The sequence below is a fragment of the Salmonella sp. A7 genome (assembly GCF_020181675.1).
GTDB classification, from domain to species: Bacteria; Pseudomonadota; Gammaproteobacteria; order Enterobacterales; family Enterobacteriaceae; genus Salmonella; species Salmonella enterica.
In genome coordinates this window covers 3,006,352-3,032,495 of record NZ_CP084001.1, presented here as the reverse complement: position 1 = coordinate 3,032,495, position 26,144 = coordinate 3,006,352, and the positions used below count along the sequence as shown (strand labels likewise).

Annotated in this window: 25 protein-coding genes, 2 pseudogenes and 1 riboswitch; of the genes and pseudogenes, 18 read left to right on the top strand and 9 right to left on the bottom strand. The window is 53.5% G+C overall.

Features of this window, described 5'->3' with window-relative positions; genetic code table 11:
- Window positions 1-7: 7 nt before the first annotated feature.
- The 7 genes from bioB (at window position 8) to slrP (ending at window position 9,048) form a co-directional block, all read left to right on the top strand.
- A complete protein-coding gene (bioB, locus tag LCS67_RS14885; protein ID WP_000090727.1) occupies window positions 8-1,048 on the top strand; it encodes a biotin synthase BioB in 1,041 nt (346 codons plus the stop codon).
- Complete coding sequence (gene bioF, locus LCS67_RS14880) at window positions 1,045-2,202, top strand: 8-amino-7-oxononanoate synthase (RefSeq protein ID WP_023212643.1); 1,158 nt, start codon at window positions 1,045-1,047, stop codon at window positions 2,200-2,202. Before bioB ends, bioF begins: the two co-directional genes overlap by 4 nt.
- Window positions 2,186-2,941: a malonyl-ACP O-methyltransferase BioC gene (bioC, locus tag LCS67_RS14875; protein WP_000079908.1), complete on the top strand. Its 756-nt coding sequence runs from the start codon at window positions 2,186-2,188 to the stop codon at window positions 2,939-2,941. Before bioF ends, bioC begins: the two co-directional genes overlap by 17 nt.
- On the top strand, window positions 2,934-3,620 hold the full coding sequence (gene bioD, locus LCS67_RS14870) for a dethiobiotin synthase (RefSeq protein ID WP_000167212.1): 687 nt from the start codon (window positions 2,934-2,936) through the stop codon (window positions 3,618-3,620). Before bioC ends, bioD begins: the two co-directional genes overlap by 8 nt.
- A gap of 650 nt (window positions 3,621-4,270) precedes the next feature.
- Window positions 4,271-6,292 carry an excinuclease ABC subunit UvrB gene (uvrB, locus tag LCS67_RS14865; protein ID WP_031570028.1) on the top strand — a complete coding sequence of 674 codons (2,022 nt, stop codon included), beginning with the start codon at window positions 4,271-4,273 and terminating at the stop codon, window positions 6,290-6,292.
- Window positions 6,293-6,599: 307 nt separating this feature from the next.
- A complete protein-coding gene (locus tag LCS67_RS14860; RefSeq protein WP_001563585.1) occupies window positions 6,600-6,773 on the top strand; it encodes a hypothetical protein in 174 nt (57 codons plus the stop codon).
- A gap of 7 nt (window positions 6,774-6,780) precedes the next feature.
- Entirely contained in the window at window positions 6,781-9,048 is a 2,268-nt protein-coding gene (gene slrP / locus LCS67_RS14855) for an SPI-1 type III secretion system effector E3 ubiquitin transferase SlrP (protein WP_000482002.1), read from the top strand.
- Between the two features lie 91 nt (window positions 9,049-9,139).
- On the opposite strand, the gene yvcK is transcribed toward slrP, so the two are convergent.
- On the bottom strand, window positions 9,140-10,048 hold the full coding sequence (yvcK, locus tag LCS67_RS14850) for a uridine diphosphate-N-acetylglucosamine-binding protein YvcK (protein ID WP_001246031.1): 909 nt from the start codon (window positions 10,046-10,048) through the stop codon (window positions 9,140-9,142).
- 264 nt (window positions 10,049-10,312) lie between these two features.
- A riboswitch (molybdenum cofactor riboswitch) is annotated at window positions 10,313-10,457 on the top strand.
- Between yvcK and moaA the strand changes: the two genes are divergently transcribed.
- The 9 genes and pseudogenes from moaA to LCS67_RS14805 form a co-directional block, all read left to right on the top strand.
- Window positions 10,445-11,434: a GTP 3',8-cyclase MoaA gene (gene moaA, locus LCS67_RS14845; RefSeq protein ID WP_000168180.1), complete on the top strand. Its 990-nt coding sequence runs from the start codon at window positions 10,445-10,447 to the stop codon at window positions 11,432-11,434. (Overlaps the previous riboswitch by 13 nt.)
- A gap of 21 nt (window positions 11,435-11,455) precedes the next feature.
- Entirely contained in the window at window positions 11,456-11,968 is a 513-nt protein-coding gene (moaB, locus tag LCS67_RS14840) for a molybdenum cofactor biosynthesis protein B (RefSeq protein WP_000084604.1), read from the top strand.
- Window positions 11,969-11,970: 2 nt separating this feature from the next.
- The gene (gene moaC, locus LCS67_RS14835) at window positions 11,971-12,456 is read left to right on the top strand and encodes a cyclic pyranopterin monophosphate synthase MoaC (RefSeq protein ID WP_000080894.1); all 486 of its coding nucleotides are present in this window, start codon (window positions 11,971-11,973) and stop codon (window positions 12,454-12,456) included.
- Complete coding sequence (gene moaD, locus LCS67_RS14830) at window positions 12,449-12,694, top strand: molybdopterin synthase sulfur carrier subunit (RefSeq protein WP_000598596.1); 246 nt, start codon at window positions 12,449-12,451, stop codon at window positions 12,692-12,694. The genes moaC and moaD overlap by 8 nt, the downstream gene beginning before the upstream one ends.
- A gap of 1 nt (window position 12,695) precedes the next feature.
- Window positions 12,696-13,148, top strand: a complete 453-nt coding sequence (moaE, locus tag LCS67_RS14825; RefSeq protein ID WP_000545204.1) for a molybdopterin synthase catalytic subunit MoaE — start codon at window positions 12,696-12,698, stop codon at window positions 13,146-13,148.
- A gap of 47 nt (window positions 13,149-13,195) precedes the next feature.
- On the top strand, window positions 13,196-13,900 hold the full coding sequence (locus LCS67_RS14820) for a Bax inhibitor-1 family protein (RefSeq protein WP_000373611.1): 705 nt from the start codon (window positions 13,196-13,198) through the stop codon (window positions 13,898-13,900).
- A 145-nt stretch (window positions 13,901-14,045) separates the two neighbouring features.
- Window positions 14,046-14,753, top strand: a complete 708-nt coding sequence (locus LCS67_RS14815) for a Bax inhibitor-1 family protein (RefSeq protein WP_000529072.1) — start codon at window positions 14,046-14,048, stop codon at window positions 14,751-14,753.
- A 23-nt stretch (window positions 14,754-14,776) separates the two neighbouring features.
- Window positions 14,777-15,010: pseudogene (locus tag LCS67_RS14810) on the top strand (hypothetical protein); the annotation flags it as partial.
- A pseudogene (locus tag LCS67_RS14805) lies at window positions 14,937-15,185 on the top strand (hypothetical protein); the annotation flags it as partial. The pseudogenes LCS67_RS14810 and LCS67_RS14805, both read left to right, overlap by 74 nt.
- Before the next feature lie 2 nt (window positions 15,186-15,187).
- On the opposite strand, the gene LCS67_RS14800 reads toward LCS67_RS14805, so the two are convergent.
- The 3 genes from LCS67_RS14800 to LCS67_RS14790 are packed head-to-tail and all read right to left on the bottom strand — an operon-like array spanning window position 15,188 to window position 18,146.
- Complete coding sequence (locus LCS67_RS14800) at window positions 15,188-16,150, bottom strand: lysylphosphatidylglycerol synthase transmembrane domain-containing protein (RefSeq protein ID WP_001129824.1); 963 nt, start codon at window positions 16,148-16,150, stop codon at window positions 15,188-15,190.
- Window positions 16,150-17,391: a cardiolipin synthase ClsB gene (gene clsB, locus LCS67_RS14795; RefSeq protein WP_000649639.1), complete on the bottom strand. Its 1,242-nt coding sequence runs from the start codon at window positions 17,389-17,391 to the stop codon at window positions 16,150-16,152. The genes LCS67_RS14800 and clsB overlap by 1 nt, the downstream gene beginning before the upstream one ends.
- On the bottom strand, window positions 17,388-18,146 hold the full coding sequence (locus LCS67_RS14790) for an endonuclease/exonuclease/phosphatase family protein (RefSeq protein ID WP_000192039.1): 759 nt from the start codon (window positions 18,144-18,146) through the stop codon (window positions 17,388-17,390). Before LCS67_RS14790 ends, clsB begins: the two co-directional genes overlap by 4 nt.
- A 132-nt stretch (window positions 18,147-18,278) precedes the next feature.
- On the opposite strand from LCS67_RS14790, the gene LCS67_RS14785 reads away from it, so the two are divergent.
- The gene (locus LCS67_RS14785) at window positions 18,279-18,689 is read left to right on the top strand and encodes a YbhQ family protein (RefSeq protein ID WP_000871970.1); all 411 of its coding nucleotides are present in this window, start codon (window positions 18,279-18,281) and stop codon (window positions 18,687-18,689) included.
- On the opposite strand, the gene LCS67_RS14780 is transcribed toward LCS67_RS14785, so the two are convergent.
- From LCS67_RS14780 to cecR, 5 genes are all read right to left on the bottom strand, one after another.
- Complete coding sequence (locus LCS67_RS14780; protein ID WP_000469050.1) at window positions 18,651-19,757, bottom strand: ABC transporter permease; 1,107 nt, start codon at window positions 19,755-19,757, stop codon at window positions 18,651-18,653. The genes LCS67_RS14785 and LCS67_RS14780 overlap by 39 nt on opposite strands.
- 115 nt (window positions 19,758-19,872) lie before the next feature.
- Window positions 19,873-21,003, bottom strand: coding sequence for an ABC transporter permease (locus LCS67_RS14775; RefSeq protein ID WP_000045765.1), 1,131 nt, complete (start codon window positions 21,001-21,003; stop codon window positions 19,873-19,875).
- A complete protein-coding gene (locus LCS67_RS14770; protein ID WP_001287609.1) occupies window positions 20,996-22,732 on the bottom strand; it encodes an ATP-binding cassette domain-containing protein in 1,737 nt (578 codons plus the stop codon). The genes LCS67_RS14775 and LCS67_RS14770 overlap by 8 nt, the downstream gene beginning before the upstream one ends.
- A complete protein-coding gene (gene hlyD, locus LCS67_RS14765) occupies window positions 22,725-23,720 on the bottom strand; it encodes a secretion protein HlyD (RefSeq protein WP_000743431.1) in 996 nt (331 codons plus the stop codon). Before hlyD ends, LCS67_RS14770 begins: the two co-directional genes overlap by 8 nt.
- Window positions 23,720-24,394: a transcriptional regulator CecR gene (gene cecR, locus LCS67_RS14760; RefSeq protein ID WP_001025260.1), complete on the bottom strand. Its 675-nt coding sequence runs from the start codon at window positions 24,392-24,394 to the stop codon at window positions 23,720-23,722. Before cecR ends, hlyD begins: the two co-directional genes overlap by 1 nt.
- A 229-nt stretch (window positions 24,395-24,623) precedes the next feature.
- On the opposite strand from cecR, the gene rhlE reads away from it, so the two are divergent.
- Window positions 24,624-25,985, top strand: coding sequence for an ATP-dependent RNA helicase RhlE (gene rhlE, locus LCS67_RS14755; protein ID WP_000007065.1), 1,362 nt, complete (start codon window positions 24,624-24,626; stop codon window positions 25,983-25,985).
- The last annotated feature ends 159 nt before the right edge of the window (window positions 25,986-26,144 follow it).

Genomic DNA, 26,144 nt, shown 5'->3' with positions numbered 1-26,144 from the left:
AAGCCCGATGGCTCGCCACCCACGCTGGACACTGTCGCAAGTAACCGAATTATTTGAAAAACCACTGCTGGAATTGCTGTTTGAAGCGCAGCAAATTCATCGCCAGCATTTCGATCCGCAGCAGGTACAGGTTAGTACGCTGCTGTCGATCAAAACCGGCGCCTGCCCGGAGGATTGTAAATACTGCCCGCAGAGCTCGCGCTATAAAACCGGGCTGGAAGCCGAGCGTTTAATGGAAGTAGAGCAGGTACTGGACTCCGCCCGTAAAGCGAAAAACGCCGGTTCGACCCGCTTCTGTATGGGGGCGGCCTGGAAGAATCCGCATGAACGCGATATGCCTTATCTGGAGCAGATTGTACAGGGCGTCAAAGCGATGGGGCTGGAAACCTGTATGACGCTCGGTATGTTGAACGAGAGCCAGGCGCAGCGTCTGGCTAACGCCGGGCTGGATTACTACAACCACAACCTCGATACCTCGCCGGAGTTTTACGGCAATATCATCACTACCCGTACCTATCAGGAGCGCCTCGACACGCTGGAAAAAGTCCGTGAAGCAGGGATTAAAGTGTGCTCCGGCGGCATTGTGGGTCTGGGCGAAACGGTTACCGATCGCGCCGGACTGTTGTTGCAGTTGGCGAACCTGCCGACGCCGCCGGAAAGCGTGCCAATCAACATGTTGGTGAAGGTGAAAGGCACACCGCTTGCGGATAACGATGACGTGGATGCGTTTGATTTTATTCGTACTATCGCCGTGGCGCGCATCATGATGCCGACCTCATACGTGCGTCTTTCCGCAGGACGTGAACAGATGAACGAGCAGACCCAGGCGATGTGCTTTATGGCCGGGGCGAACTCGATTTTCTATGGCTGCAAATTGTTAACTACGCCAAATCCGGCAGAGGACAAGGATCTGCAGTTATTCCGTAAGCTGGGGCTGAATCCGCAGCAGACCAGGGTGCTGGCGGGCGATAACGAGCAGCAGCAACGTCTGGAGCAGACGCTGATGACGCCTGACACCGATGATTATTACAACGCGGCAGCCTTATGAGTTGGCAACAACGCGTCGACGATGCGCTGACGGCGCGTCGGGCGACGGATACATTGCGCCGCCGCTATGTGGTGTCGCAGGGCGCCGGACGCTGGCTGGTAGCGAACGGGCGACAGTATCTTAACTTCTCCAGCAATGATTACCTCGGCTTAAGCCAACACCCGCAGATTATTCGCGCCTGGCAACAGGCAGCGACGCGTTTTGGTGTCGGCAGCGGCGGGTCGGGTCATATCAGCGGTTATTCCGTGGCGCACCGGGCGTTAGAGGAGGAACTGGCGCAATGGTTAGGATATCCGCGCGCGCTACTGTTTATCTCTGGCTTTGCGGCGAATCAGGCGGTCATTACCGCCTTAATGAAAAAAAATGACCGGATTGTGGCCGACAGGTTGAGTCATGCTTCCCTGCTGGAGGCCGCCAATCTGAGTCCGGCGCAGCTTCGCCGCTTTATCCATAACGATACGCAGCATCTGTCGCGTTTACTGCAATCGCCCTGCGTGGGCCAGCAACTGGTGGTGACAGAAGGTGTATACAGCATGGACGGCGACAGTGCGCCGCTGGCGGAAATCCAGCACATTGCCCGCAGGCATCATGCCTGGCTGTTGGTTGATGATGCGCACGGCATCGGCGTGACTGGCGATGAGGGGCGGGGCACCTGCTGGCAACGGGGGGTGAAGCCTGAGTTGCTGGTAGTGACTTTCGGTAAGGGGTTTGGCGTCAGCGGCGCAGCGGTGCTCTGCTCGGAAAGCGTCGCGGATTATCTGCTGCAATTCGCCCGCCATCTGGTTTACAGCACCAGTATGCCGCCCGCCCAGGCGCAGGCGTTAAGCGCCTCGCTGGCGGTGATCCGTAGCGATGAAGGTGGTGAACGGCGCGAAAAACTCGCCGCTCTGGTTCAGCGCTTTCGGGCCGGCGTTAACGCGTCCCGATTTACGCTACTGAATGCCCATAGCGCCATCCAGCCGTTAATCGTGGGCGATAACAGCCGTGCATTGCGCCTGGCGGAGGCGCTGCGTCAACAAGGATGCTGGGCGATGGCGATTCGTCCGCCGACGGTGCCTGTCGGTACGGCGCGCCTGCGCTTAACGTTAACGCAGGCGCATGAAGCGTGCGATATAGACCGTCTGCTGGAGGTGCTGCATGGCGCAGGTGAATAAGCAGGCTATTGCGGCGGCGTTTGGCCGGGCCGCATCGCAATATGAACAACACGCCTCTTTGCAGCAACACAGCGCGGATGCGCTGCTGACGCTGTTGACAGGCCGCCAGTTTGCCAGTGTGTTGGACGCAGGCTGCGGCCCCGGACGTATGAGTCGTTACTGGCGAGAGCGGGGGAGCGAAGTGACCGCCCTGGATCTTTCGCTGGCGATGCTGCAACAGGCGCGCGATCGTCAGGCGGCGCATCACTATTTGCTGGCGGATATCGAAGCGATTCCCCATGACGCCGAAGTTTTTGACCTGGCCTGGAGCAACCTGGCGGTTCAGTGGTGCGGCGATTTACGTGATGCGTTGAGCGAGTTGTACCGGGTCGTACGGCCCGGCGGCGTGGTGGCGTTTACCACCTTGTGCCAGGGGTCGTTGCCGGAGCTGCGTCAGGCATGGCAGGCCGTCGATAATCGCGCTCACGCGAATAGCTTTTTGCCGGAAGAGGCAATTGACCACGCGCTGCGCGGCTGGCGGGCGTCTCGTCATACTCAGGCGATGACATTGTGGTTTGAGGATGCCCTGAGTGCGATGCGCTCGCTTAAAGGCATTGGCGCCACCCATCTTCATGAAGGGCGGGAGTCGGATGTATTAACCCGCGCCCGGCTCAGACAGATTCAACTGGCATGGCCGCAGCGGCAGGGGAAATATCCGCTGACGTACCATCTTTTTATGGGAGTGATTGAACGTGACTAAACGCTATTTTGTGACCGGTACTGATACTGAAGTCGGTAAAACGGTTGCCAGTTGCGCCTTATTGCAGGCCGCAACGCAGTTAGGTTATCAAACCGTAGGCTATAAGCCCGTCGCTTCCGGCAGCGAAATGACAACCGACGGGCTACGCAATGGCGATGCCCTGGCCTTGCAGCGTAACAGCAGCCTGCCGCAACCTTATTCCGCTATCAATCCTTATACTTTTGCCGAGCCTACCTCTCCCCACATCGTTAGCGCCGACGAAGGCCGGGCGATAGACGCGGCGGTATTATCACGCGGATTGCGAACGCTGGAGGCGCAGGCAGACTGGGTGTTGACAGAAGGGGCGGGCGGCTGGTTTACACCGCTCTCTGCCACGCTGACGTTTGCCGACTGGGTACAGACGGAGCAGCTGCCGGTGATTCTGGTTGTTGGCGTCAAGCTGGGCTGTATTAATCACGCCATGCTGACGGCGCTGGCGGTAGAACAGGCCGGATTACCGCTTGTCGGATGGATAGCCAACGACATACAGCCGCCGGGCGCGCGTCATGGTGAATATCTCGCGACGCTTCGCCGCGTCATACCGGCCCCGCTGTTAGGAGAAATCCCGTGGCTGGGCGTTTCTCCATCGCAGGCGGCGACAGGACAGTATCTGGACCTTAGCCCCCTGGAACGCGCCTGACCGCGCTTAAAAACCGCCTTCTTGCAGGATCAGACGATCCTGCTGTTCTTTCGCCAGACCCTCCTGACGTCGCCAGGCTAAAAATGTGCAAAATGTGAGCGTCTACGCCTCAATTTTTCCCTTCTCGTTAGCCAATAATCTGCCAAAAATAGCGATAATTTTTTTTTATCGCCCGGCGAAAACGTCAGGGGCTGATTTTGCCAGGCGGCAGGGGATACGGGCTGGAAGCAGTTATCCACTATTCCTGTGGATAACCTTGTGTATTAGAGTTAGAAAACACAACGTAAGCGAGAGGCGACGCGGCCTGCGACTAAATTGGCGCGAAAGACGGCTTGAGAAAATATCCCTTTCTAGACAGTAAGTTATATAAAATCAATGGTTGTAAAGGAAGGGGGATACGTTGACATAAAACTTTCATCATCCGACTTGACAAATGTTAAAAAAGATTCTGGTCTGGGGATAACCAGCACACTGCTGGAATTTTACCCCGCGACTGTCTATGTTTTACCTCTAAATAGCGTGGGGTATCTGCCGATAGCCATTATACACTGGAGTGTTACTGTTTTTTCATCCAGTATTTTTTATTGGCAATATTCACCGTCGAGAGTAAAATTACACCCCTGCCCGCTCACTCCTTCAGGTAGCCGCTCATGAGTAAACCGTTCAAACTGAATTCCGCTTTTAAACCTTCTGGCGATCAGCCGGACGCTATACGTCGTCTGGAAGAAGGGCTGGAGGACGGGCTGGCGCATCAGACGTTATTGGGCGTGACCGGTTCCGGGAAGACATTCACCATTGCCAACGTCATTGCGGACTTGCAGCGGCCAACGATGGTGCTTGCGCCCAATAAAACCCTGGCGGCGCAGCTCTACGGCGAAATGAAAGAGTTTTTCCCGGAAAACGCGGTGGAGTATTTCGTCTCCTACTATGACTACTATCAGCCGGAAGCGTATGTGCCAAGTTCGGATACGTTTATCGAAAAAGACGCTTCGGTAAACGAACATATTGAGCAAATGCGGTTGTCGGCAACGAAAGCGTTGCTTGAGCGACGCGATGTCGTGGTGGTGGCTTCCGTGTCCGCAATTTACGGTCTGGGCGATCCGGATCTCTACCTGAAAATGATGCTGCATCTGACGGTGGGAATGCTGATTGACCAGCGCGCGATTTTGCGTCGGCTGACGGAATTGCAATACACCCGTAACGATCAAGCTTTTCAGCGTGGTACCTTTCGCGTGCGCGGCGAAGTGATCGACATCTTCCCGGCTGAATCTGACGATATCGCGCTACGCGTTGAGCTGTTTGATGAAGAAGTGGAACGCCTGTCGCTGTTCGACCCGTTAACCGGGCAGGTAGAGTCAACGGTGCCACGTTATACCATCTATCCCAAAACGCACTACGTGACGCCGCGCGAGCGTATTCTGCAGGCGATGGAAGAGATAAAAGATGAGCTGGCGGACAGGCGTAAAGTCTTGCTGGCAAATAATAAGCTGCTTGAAGAGCAGCGATTAAGCCAGCGCACGCAGTTCGATTTAGAGATGATGAACGAGCTGGGCTACTGCTCAGGCATTGAAAACTATTCCCGCTTTCTGTCGGGCCGCGGGCCGGGCGAACCGCCGCCAACCTTGTTCGATTATCTGCCCGCCGACGGACTGCTGGTGGTGGATGAGTCTCATGTCACCATCCCGCAGATAGGCGGCATGTATCGCGGCGACCGGGCGCGCAAAGAGACGCTGGTCGAGTATGGCTTCCGTCTGCCTTCGGCGCTGGATAACCGTCCGCTGAAGTTTGAGGAGTTTGAAGCCTTAGCGCCGCAAACTATCTATGTTTCCGCCACGCCCGGCAACTATGAGCTGGAAAAATCTGGTGATGAGGTGGTGGATCAGGTCGTGCGACCGACCGGGCTGCTGGACCCGATTATTGAAGTGCGTCCGGTGGCGACCCAGGTGGACGATCTGCTGTCCGAAATTCGTCAGCGTGCGGCCATTAATGAGCGTGTCCTTGTCACTACGCTCACCAAACGGATGGCGGAAGATTTGACCGAATATCTGGAAGAGCACGGCGAGCGCGTGCGTTACCTGCACTCAGATATTGATACCGTGGAGCGCATGGAAATCATCCGCGATTTGCGTCTGGGCGAGTTTGACGTTCTGGTGGGGATTAACCTGCTGCGCGAAGGGCTGGATATGCCGGAAGTCTCGCTGGTGGCGATTCTGGACGCTGACAAAGAAGGGTTCCTGCGCTCCGAGCGCTCCCTGATTCAGACCATAGGACGCGCGGCGCGTAACGTTAACGGTAAAGCGATTCTGTATGGCGATAAAATCACGCCGTCGATGGCGAAGGCGATTGGCGAAACCGAGCGACGTCGCGAGAAGCAGCAGAAGTACAACGAAGAGCACGGTATCACTCCGCAGGGGCTGAACAAAAAAGTGGTCGACATCCTGGCGCTGGGGCAGAACATTGCGAAAACCAAAGCGAAGGGGAAAGGCAAGGGCCGTTCTACGGCAAAAGCCGGAATTGTCGAACTGGATATGACGCCGAAAGCGTTGCAGCAGAAAATTCATGAACTGGAAGGGCAAATGATGCAGCACGCGCAAAATCTGGAGTTTGAAGAAGCCGCGCAAATTCGCGACCAGTTGCACCAGTTACGCGAGTTGTTTATCGCGGCGTCCTGACAATGTGTCGATCGCCAGCGAGTTATCGTTACCATGGCTCGCTTTTGAGAATTTCAGTGCAATAGTAAGGGCTAAGTCAGTCAGGAATGAAAAACAGTGACAGGCTTTGACTAACGAGATTGTCGAAAAACTCAAAACATCAATGGGGTAGCTAGTTTAATCACCACTGAAGAAAATTAGCGTTGAGGCTGAACCCAACGCTAATTTTCCCTCTCTCCTCGGCTATGAAAAAAACGCCCCGTATTATCGGTATAGCTATCCTTATGATCGTCATTTTAATCTTATGTGAGTTCGTTGAAAGCGTGTCATGGCAACAGATTACATCATTCTACTTAAAAAAGAGGTGATGGAAGCGCGAGCATTTATAAGTCAAGCGCTGCAAATACTGAATGATTTGTCCGAAATAATGATGACTATGACCTCTTGTTTAAAGTTGAGAATATCCTTATCTGTTACTTTAGGTTACGTTCAGATCAGGTAGGGAAAATATGTTTAATATTACTAATATACAATCTACGGCAAGGCATCAAAGTATTAGCAATGAGGCATCAACAGAGGTGCCTTTAAAAGAAGAGATATGGAATAAAATAAGTGCCTTTTTCTCTTCAGAACATCAGGTTGAAGCACAAAGCTGCATCGCTTATCTTTGTCATCCACCTGAAACCGCCTCGCCAGAAGAGATCAAAAGCAAGTTTGAATGTTTGAGGGAGTTAGCCTTCCCGGCGTATGCGGATAATATTCAGAGTAATAGAGGGGGGACAGACCAATACTGTATTTTGAATGAAAATAGTCAGGAAATTCTGTCTATAATTTTTAATACAGAGGGCTATACCGTTGAGGGAGGGGGAAAGTCAGTCACCTATACCCGTGTAACAGAAAGCGAGCAGGCGAGTAGCGCTTCCGGCTCCAAAGTTGCTGTGAATTATGAGTTAATCTGGTCTGAATGGGTAAAAGAGGCACCAGCGGAAGAGGCAGCAAATCGTGAAGAAGCCGTACAACGGATGCGTGACTGCCTGAAAAATAATAAGACGGAACTCCGTCTGAAAATATTAGGACTTACCACTATACCCGCCTGTATTCCTGAGCAGATAACTACTCTGATGCTCGATAACAATGAACTGAAAAGTTTGCCGGAAAATTTACAGGGAAATATAAAGACCCTGTATGCCAGCAGTAATCAGCTAACCAGTATCCCTGCCACGTTACCGGATACCATACAGAAAATGGAGCTGAGCATTAACCGTATTACTGAATTGCCGGAACGTTTGCCTTCAGCGCTTCAATCGCTGGATCTTTTTCATAATAAAATTAGTTCCTTACCTGAAAATCTACCTGAGGAACTTCGGTACCTGAGCGTTTATGACAATAGCATAAGGACACTGCCAGAACATCTTCCGTCAGGGATTACCCATTTGAATGTGCAGAGTAATTCGTTAACCGCTCTGCCTGAAACATTGCCACCGGGCCTGAAGAATCTGGAGGCCGGCGAAAATGTCTTAACCAGTCTGCCCGCATCGTTACCACCAGAATTACAGTTCCTGGATGTAAGTAAAAATCAGATTACTGTTCTGCCTGAAACACTACCTCCCACGATAACAACGCTGGATGTTTCCCATAATGCTTTGATTAATCTACCGGAAAACCTCCCGGCGGCATTACAAATAATGCAGGCCTCTCGCAATCGCCTGGTCCGTCTCCCGGAGTCGTTACCCCATTTTCGTGGTGAAGGACCTCAACCTACAAGAATAATCGTAGAATATAATCCTTTTTCAGAACGAACGATACAGAATATGCAGCGGCTAATGTCCTCTGCGGGTTATCAGGGACCCCGGGTATTGTTTGCCATGGGCGACTTTTCAATTGTTCGGGTAACTCGGCCACTGCATCAAGCTGTCCAGGGGTGGCTAACCAATCTCGAGGAGGAAGACGTCAACCAATGGCGGGCGTTTGAGACGGAAGTAAACGCGGCAGCCTTCAGCATGTTTCTGGATCGTCTTGGCGATACGCAGAACACCCGACATTCGGATTTTAAGGAGCAAGTCTCCGCCTGGCTAATGCGCCTGGCTGATGATAGCACACTAAGAGAAACCGCATTTATTATAGCGATGGATGCAACGATAAGCTGTGAAGATCGGGTCACACTGGCATACCACCAAATGCAGGAAGCGACGTTGGTTCATGATGCTGAAAGAGGCGTCTTTGATAGCCACTTAGCGGAACTGATTATGGCGGGGCGTGAAATCTTTCGGCTGGAGCAAATAGAATCGCTCGCGAGAGAAAAGGTAAAACGGCTGTTTTTTATTGACGAAATCGAAGTATACCTGGGTTTTCAGAATCAGTTACGAGAGTCGCTGTCGCTGACAACAATGACCCAGGATATGCGATTTTATAACGTTTCGGGTATCACTGAGTCTGACCTTGACGAGGCGGAATTAAGGATAAAAATTGCTGAAAATAGGGATTTTCACAAATGGTTTGCGCTGTGGGGGCCGTGGCATAAAGTGCTGGAGCGTATAGCGCCAGAAGAGTGGCGTGAAATGATGGCTAAAAGGGCTGAGTATATTGAAACGGATGAGTATCAGAGCCGGGTCAATGCTGAACTGGAAGCGTTAGGAATAGCGGGTGATCCTGACGCAGAGCGCATGGCTGGGATGCGGATAATGGAAGAGATCAATCAGACCCACTTTACTGGGATCATGGAGAATATATTGCTGAAAAAAGAGGTGAGCTCGCTCATGAGCGCCTACTGGCGATAGCTGAACGCAGTTTATCAGAAGGGGGAGAGAGCCTGTTTACCCTTCGGTGTAAACAGGCATCTGATAAGCGCAGCGTCGTCGGTAAACGGGCTTAACCCAACGCCTGTAGCGCTTTTTCCAGCGCATTGTGTAGTAACTGACGATCGTGGCGATAGGGGATATCGCTGGCCTCCAGCACTTCCTGAATCACCAGCCGATCGTTCACCGCACTGACGTCAACTTGCGGTCCAACCACCACTGCGTCAATGACTTTTTTGCCAATATATTGCTCCATCATCGCCAGCTTATCGACCAGCGTTAAACTGGCGGCGGGCAGACTCAGTTCGCGGCCCAGATTGCCGATATACACCATTGGCGCCGGGGTGCGCCGCAGCGCCTGCGCCAGTTCATCAAGCAGCAGGCAAGGCATCAGGCTGGTATAAAAACTGCCAGGGCCAATCAGAATCAGATCCGCGTCATTAATGGCCTGTACCGCTTCCCGCGTCGCCGGAACGTTTGGCGTTAACATGATCTCCTGCGGCGGCGTCGCTAACTGATCGATATTCACCTCGCCATAAATCTCATGCCCCTGATCGTCAATCGCCATCAGATCTACCGGTAGCTCCGACATCGGGATCAGCTGCGCGTCCACTTTAAGCAGATTACGAATTAAATTAATCGCTTCCAGAGGCCGCACGCTCAGGTGATCTAACGCCTTTAACATCAAATTTCCGAGGTTATGACCAGAAAGTTCGCCATTACCGCCAAAACGATACTCAAACATAGCGGATGCGACGCTGGGTTCGGTTATTAACTGATTCAGACAGTTGCGCATATCGCCCCAGGCGATTCCGCCTTCCGAGCGGCGAATACGGCCAGTTGACCCCCCGTTATCTGTGGTAGTCACAATGCCGGTCAGGCGCGAACCTAATGAAGAAAGCGAGGAGAGGACGCGTCCTAATCCATGCCCTCCGCCGAGGGCAACGACACGATCAAGGTCAGCCAGCGTACGATTGCGCATAAAAATTCCTGAAGTCAAATGAGCAGCGCTACAGTAGCGCAAGTCGCGGGTTTTCAGCAATTAGCCGACCGGCTAAAAGACAATTAATTATTCCCGACTACCCCTTTATAGCGAGGGCGTTACCACGGCTAAATGATATATATCAATGTAAAAGTGTGATTTTCACGTATTCTGTCGCTAAATAGCACGATCATATCGCTATGTATATGTTTATATAGCGAAAGCGTGATGGCGAAATTGTCATTTACACGCTAGTATCGGCGTAACCACAGTAAACACTCTAGCCTCTGCACCTGGGTCATTTTTGATATGGTGCTTTGGCCGTGACAACGTTTAACGTTTGCCACCAGGGCGCAGGAAGAAATGACTCCGCCTCCCGTATTTGGAAAGGTGTACATGGCTTCACAACTTACCGATGCTTTCGCGCGTAAGTTTTACTACTTGCGTTTGTCGATTACCGATGTGTGTAACTTTCGTTGCACCTACTGCCTGCCGGATGGCTACAAACCTGGCGGCGTCACTAACAACGGTTTCCTTACCGTTGATGAAATTCGTCGCGTTACGCGCGCTTTTGCCAGTCTTGGCACGGAGAAGGTGCGTCTTACCGGCGGCGAGCCTTCATTACGCCGCGATTTTACCGACATCATTGCCGCCGTGGGTGAAAATGATGCTATTCGCCAGATCGCGGTGACCACTAACGGTTATCGACTGGCGCGCGATGCCGCGAACTGGCGCGAAGCGGGGCTGACGGGCGTCAATGTTAGCGTGGATAGTCTGGATGCGCGTCAGTTCCATGCGATTACCGGTCAGGACAAATTCCGCCAGGTGATGGCGGGCATCGATGCCGCCTTTGACGCCGGTTTCGAAAAGGTGAAAGTCAACACCGTGCTGATGCGCGACGTGAATCACCATCAGTTGGATACCTTCCTTGCCTGGATTCAGCCTCGCCCCATTCAGCTACGCTTCATTGAACTTATGGAGACGGGCGAGGGGAGCGATCTCTTCCGCAAACATCATATTTCGGGTCAGGTATTACGCGACGAGCTGATTAAGCGCGGTTGGATCCACCAGCTCCGCCAGCGCAGCGATGGCCCGGCGCAGGTTTTTTGTCACCCCGATTACGCCGGTGAGATCGGCCTCATTATGCCGTATGAAAAAGATTTCTGCGCCACCTGTAATCGCCTGCGTGTTTCGTCTGTCGGTAAGCTGCATTTATGTCTGTTTGGCGACGGCGGCGTAAGTTTACGCGACCTGTTACAGGATGATGCGCAGCAATACGCGCTTGAGGAACGTATTTCCGACGCGTTGCGGGAGAAAAAGCAGACCCATTTCCTTCACCAGAGCAATACTGGTATTACGCAAAATTTATCTTACATTGGCGGTTAATCCTTAATAAGGAGATTTCAGATGAGTCAGGTCAGCGCTGAATTTATCCCGACCCGCATCGCTATTCTTACTGTTTCCAGCCGACGCGGCGAAGAAGACGACACCTCCGGTCATTATCTGCGTGATTCGGCGCAGGAGGCCGGGCATGAAGTGGTGGCGAAAGCCATCGTTAAAGAGAACCGTTACGCGATTCGCGCCCAGGTTTCCGCCTGGATCGCCAGTGATGAGGTGCAGGTCGTATTGATAACTGGTGGGACCGGTTTGACCGAAGGCGATCAGGCGCCGGAAGCGCTGTTGCCGCTGTTCGATCGTGAAGTGGAAGGATTTGGCGAAGTGTTTCGCATGCTCTCGTTTGAAGAGATCGGTACCGCAACTCTGCAGTCGCGCGCGGTAGCTGGCGTGGCGAATAACACCTTGATTTTCGCCATGCCGGGCTCCACAAAAGCGTGCAGAACCGCATGGGAGAATATCATTGCGCCGCAGCTGGATGCCCGTACACGCCCATGTAATTTTCACCCTCATTTAAAGAAATAACGATGTCGCAATTAACCCATATAAACGCCGCAGGCGAAGCGCACATGGTGGACGTTTCCGCGAAAGCGGAAACCGTTCGTGAAGCGCGTGCGGAAGCATTCGTTACCATGCGTAGTGAAACGCTGGCGATGATTGTTGATGGCAAACACCACAAGGGCGATGTTTTCGCGACCGCCCGAATTGCCGGTATTCAGGCCGCCAAACGCACCTGGGAGCTGATCCCGCTGTGCCACCCGCTACTGCTAAGTAAAGTGGAGATTCAGCTTCAGGCCGAGCCGGAGCATAACCGTGTACGTATTGAGTCTCTGTGCCGTCTGACCGGTAAAACCGGCGTCGAAATGGAAGCATTAACCGCGGCGTCCGTCGCGGCGTTAACCATCTACGACATGTGCAAAGCGGTACAAAAAGATATGGTAATTGGTCCGGTGCGCCTGCTGGCGAAAAGCGGCGGCAAATCGGGGGATTTTAAGGTGGATGCGCATGATTAAGGTGCTTTTCTTCGCCCAGGTTCGCGAGCTTACAGGAACTGATGCGCTGGATCTTCCAGCAGATTTTTCCACCGTTGAGTCTCTGCGACAGCATCTGGCGACAAAGAGCGATCGTTGGGCGCTGGCGCTGGAAGACGGCAAGCTGTTGGCGGCGGTCAACCAGACGCTGGTAAGTTTTGACCATCCGCTGACGGCGGGCGATGAAGTGGCGTTTTTCCCGCCAGTCACGGGGGGCTAACATGCACGAAACGCGAATTGTAGTCGGCCCCGCGCCGTTTAGCGTCGGGGAAGAATATTCCTGGCTGGCGGCGCGCGACGAAGACGGCGCGGTCGTCACCTTTACCGGAAAAGTGCGCAATCATAACCTGGGCGATAGCGTTAAGGCGCTGACGCTGGAGCATTATCCCGGCATGACTGAGAAAGCTCTGGCGGAGATCGTCGCGAAGGCGCGTTCCCGCTGGCCGCTGGGGCGGGTCACGGTGATTCATCGCGTTGGCGAATTATGGCCGGGCGATGAGATTGTGTTTGTCGGCGTCACCAGCGCGCACCGCAGTAGCGCGTTCGACGCCGGCCAGTTCATTATGGATTATCTGAAAACCCGTGCGCCGTTCTGGAAGCGTGAAGCCACGCCGGAAGGCGATCGCTGGGTCGAAGCGCGCGACAGCGACCAGCAGTCGGCGAAACGTTGGTAGCAGAATGTGATACGCTTTAGGGTATCATTTCCACACAGGAGTTCATCATGGACAGATTTCCACGATCTGATTCAATAGTGCAGGCGCGGTCCGGCCTGCAGACCTATATGGCGCAAGTGTATGGCTGGATGACGGTCGGACTGTTACTGACCGCGTTTATCGCGTGGTATGCGGCTAATACGCCAGCCGTCATGATGTTTGTCTTTTCCAGTAAGATCACCTTCTTTGGCTTAATTATTGCCCAGCTTGCGCTGGTGTTTGTTCTGTCGGGACTGGTGCATAAACTTAGCGCCGGAATGGCGACCACGCTGTTTATGCTCTATTCGGCGCTAACCGGATTGACGTTATCCAGTATTTTTATCGTTTACACCTACTCCTCTATCGCCAGCACCTTTGTGGTGACGGGGGGAATGTTTGGCGCCATGAGCCTGTACGGGTACACCACTAAGCGCGATCTTAGCGGTTTCGGCAATATGCTGTTTATGGCGCTTATTGGTATCGTTCTGGCGTCGCTGGTCAATTTCTGGCTGAAGAGTGAAGCGCTGATGTGGGCGGTAACCTATATCGGGGTGGTGGTGTTTGTCGGTCTGACGGCCTATGACACGCAGAAACTGAAGAATATCGGCGAGCAAATAGATACCCGCGATAGCGCTAATCTGCGTAAATATTCGATTCTCGGCGCGTTAACGCTGTACCTGGACTTTATCAACCTGTTCCTGATGTTACTGCGTATTTTTGGCAATCGCCGCTAATTATATTGATCTCTTAAAATCCTGGCCCTGCGCCAGGATTTTTTTAGGAATATATTTAGGGCGAAACAGCATAAATATCTTAGAAATGTTTTCCTGCGCTTGCCATTCTTATCACCGTGATCATGTGAAGAGTGATAAATGACAAGTGGGCCCTCTGGCTGCAATACGTATACGGCAAATAGCATTTATTCCCGAGACAATGTTATCCCTTACCTATTGGTATACTGCGTTGGGACTATGGTGTACCGCCGGCATTATATGGTTAACGTTGTATACTCATTTTTTGATAACCTACGTTCAACCTGTTGTTGTTTTGTGGGTATCAGCACTTTTGCTTGGCCTGGGGTATGGGGCCGTTACCTGTCTTTCCCGCTTTGGCACTGTTGCCGTAACGTTGATATATATTGCCATCATTACGCTTACCGGCGTGTCATTAGCTTACCTTTTCTCAGGTGGCGCGACCATTTTCGTGATTGTTGGAATCATGTTTAGTCTTAATGCTTTATTTATTTTCTACCTGAATATCAGTTCTCGTCTATTCAGGCCGTTAATTTTTATGGCGGTAAGCGGGATCATCGCTGCGATAGTTGTCAATAGCCTGGTGGCCAGTAGCACTCTGGTCTGGATAGTCAGTGTGGTGACGGTATTGGTGTGGACATTGATTACAGCGCTAGAAAAATCGACACTTCATGGTTATGCCCGCATGTTATACCACAGCGAGTTTTCATCCCTGCCTCGTTGCGCTTTATTTGGCGCGCTGACGCTTTACCTTGGTATTATTAATGCTGTGGTTACGCTGTGTCGTTATATCATTTTGATGATTCTGGAAATACTATTATCTTTCAGGCCGTAGGCGTTGCAGGTTTTTTATTCAGGTTGGTGATGATGGGTATAATGAGTAAATTATGTGGCAAACAATTTTGGTTAGCGTTTTGTGAAGCTAAAGACGTCACTCGCGCCATTAAAAATGGCGGCGAGGATTTTAATAAGAAATGCCCACCAGCGCTGATTTCTCATTTCATTACCGGATTTTCATGGGAATATGAACGGGGTCATTATTTACCGGTATGCGCTATTGCTGGCCATTATTTCCGTTACGTTGGCAACGTTCTGTACCCTGTCATCAGTATTCATGGGCGAGTTTCACGAAGTGCTCCTGCTGCTGTTTAGCTGGTCATTGCTGCTTTTTTCCCGCTTACAGATGAATACGTCTTTTTTCTCAGCATATGTTTATTTTTACCGGATAAAACGCGTTGTGCTGGAAAGCGAAAACGCGTCTGCTTAGATTTATTTCGCCATCGCCCGCTCGTTTTTCGCCCGCAGCTTCTTCGCCCGGCTTTCCAGGATCAGGTAGCACACCAGCGCCAGCAACAGGGGAATAAAATAGTAAAGCACGCGATACGCGAGCAGGGCGGCGATAATCGTGCCTTGCGACGTATGTTCGCCCGCCAGCAACGCGAGGAATACGGCCTCCAGCACGCCGATGCCTGCCGGAATATGCACGATGACGCCCGCGATACTGCTCACCAGCAGTACGCCCAGCACAAAGAAATAGTTCACATCCTGACCCATCAGCAGCCAGATGATGGCGCCCATCGCCATCCAGTTCGCGCTGGAGATCGCCATCTGCGCCAGCGCGAATTTCCATGATGGCAGCACCAGTTTCTGCCCTTTAATCGTCATATGCCGCCGCTTTGCAAAGGCGCAAAACCACAGATAGACCGCGATAATCAACAATAAAACGATACCGAGAATACGTAGCGTGCCTTCATCGATATACCAGTGGTCGGGAAGCTGGACAACGCCGAAGGTAAAAATGATGCCGCCCAGCAGAATATAGCCCAGCCAGTTAGTGGTAATGCTGAGCGAGAAAATGCGCGTGATAGTACTGCCGGGCAACCCGAGGCGAGAGTATAGTCGGTAACGCATCCCGATCCCGCCGACCCAGGTGCTGAGGGTCAGGTTAAAGGCATAGCAGACGAACGATACCAACATCACCTGTCGCTTCGCCAGTTTATGGCCGCAATAAAGCCGTCCAAGCAGGTCGTAGCAGCCGTACAGAAGATAGCTAACGATCACCAGTCCTACAGCGCTTAAAAGCGCCGTGCGGTTATAGTCGCGGATGACGGTCCAGACATCACCCCAGTCGACCTTTTTAGCATAAACCACCAGCAGAACGACGACCGCAATAAAAAACAGCCAGGTCAGCACTTTTTTAGCCAGCCGCCAGCGCGGATGCGATTTAGCCATTAGGGCTTCACTCCTGTATTTTCTGGATCAACGCGATCCTGGGTTTCCATTTCTGGCTGGGCAGGCGGGGGAACCTGCGCCAGATGCGGGGTATGCGCAGGTAGCCAGCCGACCAGCGCCGGGAAATGACGTAAAAAGTGGAACGCCAGCACGCTTTTGGTCAGGTTCCACCAGGTGCGTTTCGGCAGCATAGACTCATCGACCTGCTTACAATCGTTCACGATGATGCCTTGTAAATTATCGCGCAGGGTCTGGTTAAAGGTACGATCGTGAATGATCAGGTTAGCTTCAAGGTTAAGCGACAGGCTGAGCGGATCGAGATTACTCGACCCTACCGTGGCCCAGTGATCGTCCATCAGCGCCACTTTGCCATGCAGCGGACGGCGTCGGTATTCATAAACCTGCACGCCGCCCTTCACCAGATAGTTATAGAGCAACCGCGCGCCGACTTTGACTATCGGCATGTCTGGTTCCCCCTGGACAATCAGTTTTACGCTCACGCCACGGCGGGCGGCTTTACGCATTGCGTGGAGCAAGCGATAGCCGGGGAAAAAATAGGCGTTAGCGATAATCACTTCACGCTTTGCCTGGGTCAGCATTTTCAGATAATGACGTTCGATATCGTCACGGTGCTCTTCGTTATCCCGCCAGACAAACAGCGCCTGCGCTTCGCCGGGGTGACGGTTTTCTTCAGCCTGGTGATGGCGCTTCCACCAGCGGCGCGCGGGGCTTTGCCCCGGCAGATTCTCGACTTCGAATTGCAGGATATCGGCCACAACAGGCCCTTCGACCCGTACCGCGTAGTCTTGTTTCGCCTGCGGGCCGTAATCCGACATATGCTCGGCGGAGTAGTTAATGCCGCCGACAAAGGCAATACGATCATCAATTACCACAATTTTGCGGTGCATTCGGCGGAAGATATTGGTTCGCAACCCCAGTAGACGCGGGCGGGGGTCGTAATAGCGAAAAATCACGCCCGCCGAGGTTAATTCGCCGACAAACGCGTCGCTGAGATCGGGAGAGCCGTAGCCGTCGAGTAATACTTCGGCTTTTACGCCGCGCTGTGCGGCTTTTAGCAGAGCGGCATGGAGTTTTTTACCCACCTCATCTTCAAACAAGATAAAGGTTTCCAGAATGATTTTTTGCTGTGCCTGAGCGATAGCCTCAAACACGGCAGGATAGAACTGGTCGCCGTTTTCCAGTAGCTGAATTTGATTACCTTCACGCCAGCCGCATTTCATAGATGGATCTCCGCGCTAAGGGGGGCATGGTCTGATAAATGTCGCCAGTTCCGCAGCGGTAGCGCCGTAGGAGAACTGGCGTTCGCATTCTTGACGTAAATACGATCGAGTCGCAGCAGCGGCATACTCACCGGGAATGTGCGCGCCGGTCGGCCATGGGCACGGGTGAATATCTCCTCCAGCCCGGCCGCGTTTAACGGCGGGCCGGCCTTTTGCCGCCAGTCATTAAAGTCTCCGGCCACCAGCACCGGTTCTGATTCCGGCAAGGCATTCACCCATCCCGCCAGCATGGTTAGCTGTGCCTGGCGGTGACTCTCCCGCAGGCCGAGATGTACGCACATGACGTGGATAGGGCGGTTGAGCATGGGCGGCGTAATGCGGCAATAGAGCACGCCGCGTTTTTCGCTACCGCCGACCGAGACGTCGCGATTTTCATAATGTTCAATGGGATAGCGAGAAAGAACCGCGTTACCGTGGTGGCCTTCCGGATAGACCGCATTGCGGCCATAGGCGAAATCGCTCCACATGGTGTCGGCCAAAAATTCATAGTGGGTAGTGTCCGGCCAGTTTTCGATATGCAGCGGATGTACTTCATGCGCGCCCATCACTTCTTGCAGACAGACGATATCGGCGCCGACCGTTCTGACGGCGTCGCGCAGCTCCGGCAGGATGAAGCGTTTATTAAAGGCGGTAAAACCTTTGTGCGTATTAATTGTGAGCACTTTGAATGAAAAATTTCGCGTGTGTTGAGTCATTTTCTTCCTGTCCGCGTCACTATCCTGATTGAAATAGTGTAGTCGTCGTCACAAAAAGATGCGGTCTTACGGAATTTTCCGTAAAGTTCGGTACTCTGAATAATGAGAGAAAAATGCTTCAGGAGAAAAGCCATGAAGTGGCAACAACGCGTTCGTGTCGCAACCGGCCTCGGTTGTTGGCAGATTATGTTGCATTTACTGGTAGTGGCGATGCTGGTAATAGGCTGGATGAGCGGCACATTAGTGCGCGTCGGCCTGGGATTATGCGTGCTTTATGGCGTGACGGTACTGCTGATGCTGGCGTTGCAGCGCCATCATGAGCAACGCTGGCGCGATGTGGCGGATGTGCTGGAAGAGCTGACTACCACCTGGTACTTCGGCACCGCGCTGATTGTCCTCTGGCTGCTATCCCGCGTATTGCAAAACAATGTCTTACTGGCTCTGGCGGGGCTGGCTATCCTGGCCGGGCCCGCCGTGGTCTCGCTACTGGCGAAAGATAAAAAGCTACATCACTTTGCGTCTAAACATCGCATACGCCGCTGAACCCGTGGTGGCCGCTATCACCAGTAGCGGCCACAAACTTCCCCAGACAATCCCCAGACTCGCGTCCTTAAGATAAATTTGCTTGGTAATATCAGTAAAGTGGCGGATAGGGTTTATCCACGTCAGGTTTTGCAGCCAGACCGGCATATTTTCCACCGGCGAGACATAACCCGAGAGCAAAATCGCCGGCATCATAAAGACAAAGACGCCGATAAACGCCTGCTGTTGCGTGGCGCAAAGCGATGATATCAGCAAGCCAAAGCCTACCAGCGACAGCCCGTAAATCACCATCGTGAAATAAAACAGCGCTAACGAACCGGCGAAGGGAATTTGGTATGCCCAAATGCCGATAGCCAGCACGATCGTGGCCTGGAAGGTCGCGACAATCAGCGCCGGCACCGCTTTACCAACGAAAATCTGCCAGGTGGTGAGCGGAGAGACCAGTAGCTGATCCAGAGTGCCTTGTTCACGCTCGCGGGCGACGGACAGCGAAGTGACGATCATCACGCCAATAGTGGTGATCATGGCGATCAGCGAGGGCACCACAAACCACTTGTAGTCCAGATTCGGGTTATACCAGTTGCGTACCACCAGTTCGCTATTGTTGGGCTTTGGCTTGCCGTCCATCAATGTCTGCTGATACTCCTTGACGATCTGTTGCAGATAATTGGCGGCGATTTGCGCGCTGTTGGAGTTACGTCCATCAAGAATGAGTTGCATCGGCGCAGGCTGGAAGGTATCCAGATTTCGCGAGAAATCCGCCGGGAAGCGTACCAGCAGCAGCGCTTTTTGCGTATCGATAGTCGGCTGGATCTCCTGCGGACTGTTCAGCAATAGCACATGGGTAAACGCTTTCGCGCGGGCAAAGCGCTGGGTAAGTTCTACCGAATGTTTGCCGTTATCTTCGTTATAGATGGCGATAGTCGCGTTAGTGACTTCAAGCGTTGCGGCGAACGGAAACAGGATGACCTGAATCAGCACCGGCAGAATCAGGATCGCGCGCGTTTGCGGTTCGCGTAAAAGCGATTGCAGTTCTTTGCGAATTAACGTCCATAAACGATGAAACATGTCCGTCCTCTCGGTCCAGTTTGTAGGCCTGATAAGCAAAGCGCATCAGGCATAATGCCGGATGGCGGCGTGAACGCCTTATCCGGCCTACGACGACAATTATCCATACACATATTTAATCCAGCCGTCGTTTGGTTTTTAGCCACGTCAGGCCAATAAACATCACCGCCGAGGCGATTAAAAACAGTACGTTAACGCCTAACACGACCGGAATATTGCCGGCCAGAAACAGACTTTGCAGGGTGCTGACAAAATAGCGCGCCGGAATAATATAGGTCACCGCGCGGATCACCGCAGGCATACTGTCTATCTGGAAGATAAATCCGGACAGCATAATCGAGGGTAAAAACGCGGCGTTCAGCGCCACCTGCGCGGCGTTAAACTGGTTGCGAGTGATGGTGGAAATCAACAGCCCCATCCCCAGCGTACTCAGTAAAAACAGACTGGTGATGATAAACAGAATCACCAGCGAACCGCGATACGGCACGCCGAGAATAAACACCGATACCAGCATACAGAGCAGCATTGCCAGCATACCGAGAAAGTAATAGGGAATAAGCTTACACAGCAGCAGTTCAACACGCGTCACTTCGGTTGAGAGCAGCGCCTCCATCGTGCCGCGCTCCCATTCGCGGGCAACGACCAGCGAGGTGAGGATTGCGCCAATTACCGTCATGATAATGGTCACCGCCCCGGGAATAATAAAATGCTGACTGATCGCCGCCGGGTTAAACCAGTAGCGCGTCTGGACGTCGATGAGCGGTTCAAAGGTGTCGCCGCGATCTTCCGCCCGCTGCTGTTGCCAGATTTGCCAGATGCCTTCAACATAACCCTGAACGAAGTTGGCGGTGTTTGGCTCGCTGCCGTCGGTAATCACCTGAATCGGCGCGCTGTCACCGTCGCGCGCCATTTGCTGCGCGAAATCCACCGGAATCACCACCAGTCCGCGAATGCGTCCGGCCTGCATTTTTTCAATTAATTCATGACGATTATCGCTAATGGTCGCGTCGATATAGGGTGAACCGGTCATCGCATGAGTGAAATCCAGCGCCTCCTGGCTTTGCTGTTCAAGCAGAATCCCCACGCGCAGCTTGCTGGAGTCAAGGTTAATGCCGTAACCAAAAATAAACAGCAACAGCAGCGGGATCACCACCGCAATCAGCCAGCTACTGGGATCGCGCACGATCTGGCGCGTCTCTTTGACGCACAACGCACGCACGCGGCGCCAGGAGAGAGACTTACTCATGCGTATGCTCCTTATCCCAGTCATTGATGAGAGTGATAAAGGCCTGCTCCATCGTCGGATCGGCCTGTTGCTCATCGGCGGCCTGCGCTTTGAGATCGTCCGGCGTACCGCTGGCGATAAGCTTCCCGCGATAAACCAGTCCGATGCGATCGCAATATTCCGCCTCATCCATAAAGTGGGTCGTCACCATTACCGTGACCCCTTTTTCCACCATGCTATTAATGTGCAGCCAAAATTCACGGCGGGTGAGGGGATCAACCCCGGATGTTGGTTCATCAAGGAATAAAATATCCGGTTCGTGCATCAGCGAGCAGGCCAGCGCCAGTCGCTGTTTAAAACCCAGTGGCAGCGCATCGGTGGGATGCGACGCGATGCTTTTCAGACCAAATGCTTCACTCATGCGCTGAATTTTTTCATTTTGCGCGCGGCCCCGCAAACCGTAGACGCCGGAGAAAAAACGCAGGTTCTGCTCAACCGTCAGGTTGCCGTAAAGCGAAAATTTTTGCGCCATATAGCCCAGATGCTGACGGGCTTTGCCGGAGCTGACTTTCAGATCCATATCCAGCACCAGCGCCTTGCCGGATGTCGGCACCAGCAGGCCGCACATCATTTTAAAGGTGGTTGATTTACCCGCGCCGTTCGGGCCGAGCAGGCCAAAAATCTCGCCGCGTTGTACGACGAAATTAACATGGTCCGTGGCCGCGAAATCACCAAATTTTTTTGTCAGTTCCTGCGCTTCAATCACCGTTTCGCCGGCAGTGCCTTCAACCGTATGCAGGATTGAACCCAGCGGAGACTCCGAGGTTCCCGCTCCGCCAAGCAGATCGATAAACGCATCTTCGAAACGCGGCGCGGTCTCATTGAGGGTGATTTCCGGCATCCCTTCGGCCTGACGAATATCTGCTGCGGTCGCCTCTTTTTTCAGGATCAGGCGTACCGAACGTCCCTGAATCATGCCGTCGCTCACCTGCGGCAGTCTGAGCGCTCTCTGTAGTAACTTACGGTTGTTTTCCTGTGGACTGCTCATCAGAAAGCTACGCCCGGCCATCGTTTGCGTCAGCGCTTTAGGTTCGCCCTGATAGAGCAGCTCGCCTTCATTCATCAGCAGTACATCGCAACACTGTTCGGCTTCATCCAGATAGGAGGTGCTCCATAAAATCAGCATCCCGTCGCCCGCCAGTTCGTGGACCATTTGCCACAACTCGCGCCGTGAAATCGGGTCAACGCCAACGCCCGGTTCATCCAACAGCAGCACTTTCGGTTCGCCGACCAGCGTACAGGCCAGCCCCAGTTTTTGCTTCATCCCGCCGGACAATTTCCCCGCCAGACGGCCAGTGAAAGGGCCGAGGGCGGTAAACTCCAACAAACGGGCAAAGGTCTTTTCCCGTATCTCGCCGGTAACGCTGCGCAAATCGGCATAGAGATTAAGGTTCTCCATGACGGTAAGATCTTCATACAGACCGAATTTCTGCGGCATATAGCCCAGAACCGCGTGCAGCTCGCTGTCGTTTTGTATCGGGTCGAAGCCTAATACGGACGCGTTGCCGCCATCGGCTTTGAGCAGGCCCGCCAGCATACGCATCAGCGTGGTTTTTCCTGCGCCGTCCGGCCCTACCAGCCCGGTGACATAACCGGAATGAATGGTACAGTCGAGCGGCGCGACGGCGGGTTTATCCATTCCCGCAAAGCGCTTCGTCAGACCGTGCAGCGTAATAACGGCCTCACTCATGCCGTGCCTCGTCATTAAATTTCACCGTGACTGGCATCCCCTGGCGTAACGCATCGTCCGCATCGGTGACGATAATGCGCAGGCGATAGACAAGATCGGTACGCAGATCCGGCGTTTCGACGGTTTTCGGCGTAAATTCCGCGGTGGGCGAAACGAAACCAATCTTGCCGTGGTAAGGTTTGTCAGGACGACCGTCGGTATACAACAGAATGTCGCGCCCCGGTTGCGTCTGACTGAGGTTGCGTTCATCGACATAGGCGCGCACCCAGACGGGGCGGGTCAGCGAGAGCGTTAATACCGTGCTGCCGGCGTTCAGCATACTGCCAGGCTCGACCGCGCGGGTGAGCAAGGTTCCGTTGGCAGGCGCGATAAGCGTGGTGTCCTGTAAATCAAGCTGCGCCTGCGCCAGTTGGGCCTTTGCCTGTTCCAGGCTGGCTTTCGCCTGGGCGATATCCTGTTCACGATTACCGGTACGGTACTGGCTCAGTTTATCCTGCGCGGACTTCAGAGTCGCCTGCGCCTGATCGCGCGATGAGCGGGCGTTTTCCAGATCGTTAGCGGAAATGGTGCGGCTTTTCCACAATCCTTGCTGACGGTTATAAAAGTTTTGCGCGTAGTCATAGGCGGCTTGTGCCTGTCTGACGGCGGCGGCGGCCTGGGCTATCTCTTCATCGCGATAGCCTGCCAGCATCAAATCATATTGCGCCTGCGCGACCGACACGCCAGCTTTCGCCTGCATCAGCGCGTTTTCGTATGGCGCGTGATCCAGTTCGCCGAGCACCTGTCCGGCTTTGATGGCATCGCCTTCATCAACATTCAGCGACGCCAGCCTGCCGCCGACGCGAAAGCTGATATTGACGGTACGGATATCGACATTACCGTATAGCGTCAGCCCATCGTCCTGCCGACTTTGATACCACCAGGTTCCACCGGCAATCACAGCGACGATCGCTGCGATTGCCAGTCCGATAACGACAGGTTTTTTCATCAGTCCAGACTCCTTTGCGTTAAACCATGCAGAATAAGATCGATGTGGCAGGTTACCGTCTGGTAAATCAGCTCCGCTTTTTCTTCATCAAACTGCGGCCAGCCGGTACGTAACAGAATAGTTTCTTTGCCGAGACGAAACGCCAGCACTTCGCCCAGTAAGGCATGGGTATGCAAAATCATGCGCGTATCATTGGCGTCGCAGCCGGTATAAGCAGCAACCAATCTTGTCAGATGGGTGTGCAACGGATCGATAACCTGTTCATGAACCAATTGATAGGCCGACGTGGGAGAGAGCTGCTCGCGTGAAATGAATTTGCTCAGGTTAACGGTGTCTTCCTGCGTCAGCAGCATAATCATGTTCTTGCAGGCGAGCAGAATAAGCTCGCGTATGGCGTCCCGGTCAGGGACAGGCTGGCTAAACAGACGTTCCGCTTTTTCAGCATGGGGGCGAAATTTTTCGCCAAGAAAATCGGCAATCCACTGGGCGCAGGCGAGGTATAAATCCTCTTTTGAGCCGAAATAGTAAGTAATAGCGGCAATATTTTGCCCCGCCAGCGCGGCGATATCGCGCGTGGTGGCATGGAGGCCATACTCGCCAAACTGCGCCAGCGCGGCGGCAATGAGCTGACTTTTCGCCTGCTCGCCCTTGGTGGTCGTGGTGGGAATATTCATCACACGCCCTAATTTTTAATCAATCGATTGATTAAGATTATGACTCATAATGGCACTTGTCCAGTGTGGTCGATTAATTTGTCTTTGCCACCTTCCGGGATAATTTATGCGCCGCATCACAAAAACTGCTACACTCCGCCCCTTCATGACATTGTGGTTTTTGTCATTCCAAATTTGAGCATCTCCCTGAAAACTACACCGGCAACGGTCGGGGCGGTCCGGAGTAGTTATGTCTTTTGATTCCCTGGGATTAAACCCTGATATCCTGCGCGCCATTGCCGAGCAGGGTTACCGTGAACCTACCCCTATTCAGCAACAGGCGATTCCCGCCGTGCTGGAAGGCCGCGATCTGATGGCCAGCGCCCAGACCGGAACCGGTAAAACGGCGGGTTTTACCCTGCCATTGTTGCAGCATCTGATTACCCATCAGCCGCACGCTAAAGGTCGTCGCCCGGTGCGCGCATTGATCCTCACGCCAACCCGCGAGCTGGCGGCGCAAATTGGCGAAAACGTCAGAGATTACAGTAAATATCTCAACATTCGCTCGCTGGTGGTATTTGGCGGCGTAAGCATCAATCCGCAGATGATGAAACTGCGCGGCGGCGTGGATGTGCTGGTGGCGACGCCGGGACGTCTGCTCGACCTGGAACATCAAAATGCCGTGAAGCTGGATCAGATTGAGATTCTGGTACTGGATGAAGCCGACCGTATGCTGGATATGGGCTTCATTCATGACATTCGTCGCGTGCTGGCGAAACTGCCGGCGAAGCGTCAGAATCTGCTGTTCTCCGCCACGTTCTCCGACGACATCAAAGCGCTCGCCGAAAAGCTGTTGCGCAACCCGCTGGAAATCGAAGTGGCGCGCCGCAACACGGCCTCAGAGCAGGTGACGCAGCACGTGCACTTTGTCGATAAAAAACGTAAGCGCGAACTGCTGTCACAAATGATTGGCCAGGGCAACTGGCAGCAGGTGTTGGTCTTCACCCGCACCAAGCATGGCGCGAACCATTTGGCGGAACAGCTTAACAAAGACGGTATTCGCAGCGCGGCGATCCACGGTAATAAATCGCAGGGCGCACGTACCCGCGCGCTGGCCGATTTTAAATCCGGCGATATTCGCGTGCTGGTGGCGACGGATATTGCGGCGCGTGGTCTGGATATTGAAGAGCTGCCGCACGTGGTCAACTATGAGCTGCCGAACGTGCCGGAAGATTATGTACATCGTATTGGCCGTACCGGTCGCGCGGCGGCAACTGGCGAGGCGCTGTCGCTGGTCTGTGTTGACGAGCATAAACTGTTGCGTGATATCGAAAAGTTGCTGAAAAAAGAGATCCCACGCATTACGACGCCGGGCTATGAGCCGGACCCGTCGATTAAAGCGGAGCCGATTCAGAATGGCCGTCAGCAGCGCGGCGGCGGCGGTCGTGGTCGCGGACAAAATCAGGGGGGAGCGGGGCGCAGTCAGCAGCCGCGACGTCAGGATAGCGGGGCGGCGAAGGCGAAACCAAAACCGCGCACAGGCGAGGGGAAACCCGCTGGCGACAAAGCACGTCCGCCGCGTCGCCCGCGCAGAATCACGCCTGCCCAGTAAATTTTATCCGGCAACATGCCCGGTAGCGCGACGCTTACCGGGCCTACGGACTATGCAAATACGTAGGCCGGATAAGGTGCTTGCACCGTCATCCGGCAAAATACACATCGCGTTGCGAGCCGCCTTCCAGAACCGGTAAAAAAGGTACTTCCCGCCCCT

Bases quoted from the DNA above. Each gene is read 5' to 3' on its own strand.
- yvcK (WP_001246031.1), bottom strand. From the start codon at position 10,048: ATGCGCAATCGTACGCTGGCTGACCTTGATCGTGTCGTTGCCCTCGGC.
- LCS67_RS14780 (WP_000469050.1), bottom strand. From the start codon at position 19,757: ATGTTTCATCGTTTATGGACGTTAATTCGCAAAGAACTGCAATCGCTT.
- LCS67_RS14770 (WP_001287609.1), bottom strand. From the start codon at position 22,732: ATGAGTGAGGCCGTTATTACGCTGCACGGTCTGACGAAGCGCTTTGCG.
- moaE (WP_000545204.1), top strand. From the start codon at position 12,696: ATGCACGAAACGCGAATTGTAGTCGGCCCCGCGCCGTTTAGCGTCGGG.
- hlyD (WP_000743431.1), bottom strand. From the start codon at position 23,720: ATGAAAAAACCTGTCGTTATCGGACTGGCAATCGCAGCGATCGTCGCT.
- rhlE (WP_000007065.1), top strand. From the start codon at position 24,624: ATGTCTTTTGATTCCCTGGGATTAAACCCTGATATCCTGCGCGCCATT.
- LCS67_RS14800 (WP_001129824.1), bottom strand. From the start codon at position 16,150: ATGGCTAAATCGCATCCGCGCTGGCGGCTGGCTAAAAAAGTGCTGACC.
- clsB (WP_000649639.1), bottom strand. From the start codon at position 17,391: ATGAAATGCGGCTGGCGTGAAGGTAATCAAATTCAGCTACTGGAAAAC.
- LCS67_RS14785 (WP_000871970.1), top strand. From the start codon at position 18,279: ATGAAGTGGCAACAACGCGTTCGTGTCGCAACCGGCCTCGGTTGTTGG.
- bioC (WP_000079908.1), top strand. From the start codon at position 2,186: ATGGCGCAGGTGAATAAGCAGGCTATTGCGGCGGCGTTTGGCCGGGCC.
- bioF (WP_023212643.1), top strand. From the start codon at position 1,045: ATGAGTTGGCAACAACGCGTCGACGATGCGCTGACGGCGCGTCGGGCG.
- slrP (WP_000482002.1), top strand. From the start codon at position 6,781: ATGTTTAATATTACTAATATACAATCTACGGCAAGGCATCAAAGTATT.
- LCS67_RS14820 (WP_000373611.1), top strand. From the start codon at position 13,196: ATGGACAGATTTCCACGATCTGATTCAATAGTGCAGGCGCGGTCCGGC.
- moaD (WP_000598596.1), top strand. From the start codon at position 12,449: ATGATTAAGGTGCTTTTCTTCGCCCAGGTTCGCGAGCTTACAGGAACT.
- cecR (WP_001025260.1), bottom strand. From the start codon at position 24,394: ATGAATATTCCCACCACGACCACCAAGGGCGAGCAGGCGAAAAGTCAG.
- LCS67_RS14860 (WP_001563585.1), top strand. From the start codon at position 6,600: ATGGCAACAGATTACATCATTCTACTTAAAAAAGAGGTGATGGAAGCG.
- LCS67_RS14775 (WP_000045765.1), bottom strand. From the start codon at position 21,003: ATGAGTAAGTCTCTCTCCTGGCGCCGCGTGCGTGCGTTGTGCGTCAAA.
- LCS67_RS14790 (WP_000192039.1), bottom strand. From the start codon at position 18,146: ATGACTCAACACACGCGAAATTTTTCATTCAAAGTGCTCACAATTAAT.
- moaC (WP_000080894.1), top strand. From the start codon at position 11,971: ATGTCGCAATTAACCCATATAAACGCCGCAGGCGAAGCGCACATGGTG.
- uvrB (WP_031570028.1), top strand. From the start codon at position 4,271: ATGAGTAAACCGTTCAAACTGAATTCCGCTTTTAAACCTTCTGGCGAT.
- moaA (WP_000168180.1), top strand. From the start codon at position 10,445: ATGGCTTCACAACTTACCGATGCTTTCGCGCGTAAGTTTTACTACTTG.
- moaB (WP_000084604.1), top strand. From the start codon at position 11,456: ATGAGTCAGGTCAGCGCTGAATTTATCCCGACCCGCATCGCTATTCTT.
- bioB (WP_000090727.1), top strand. From the start codon at position 8: ATGGCTCGCCACCCACGCTGGACACTGTCGCAAGTAACCGAATTATTT.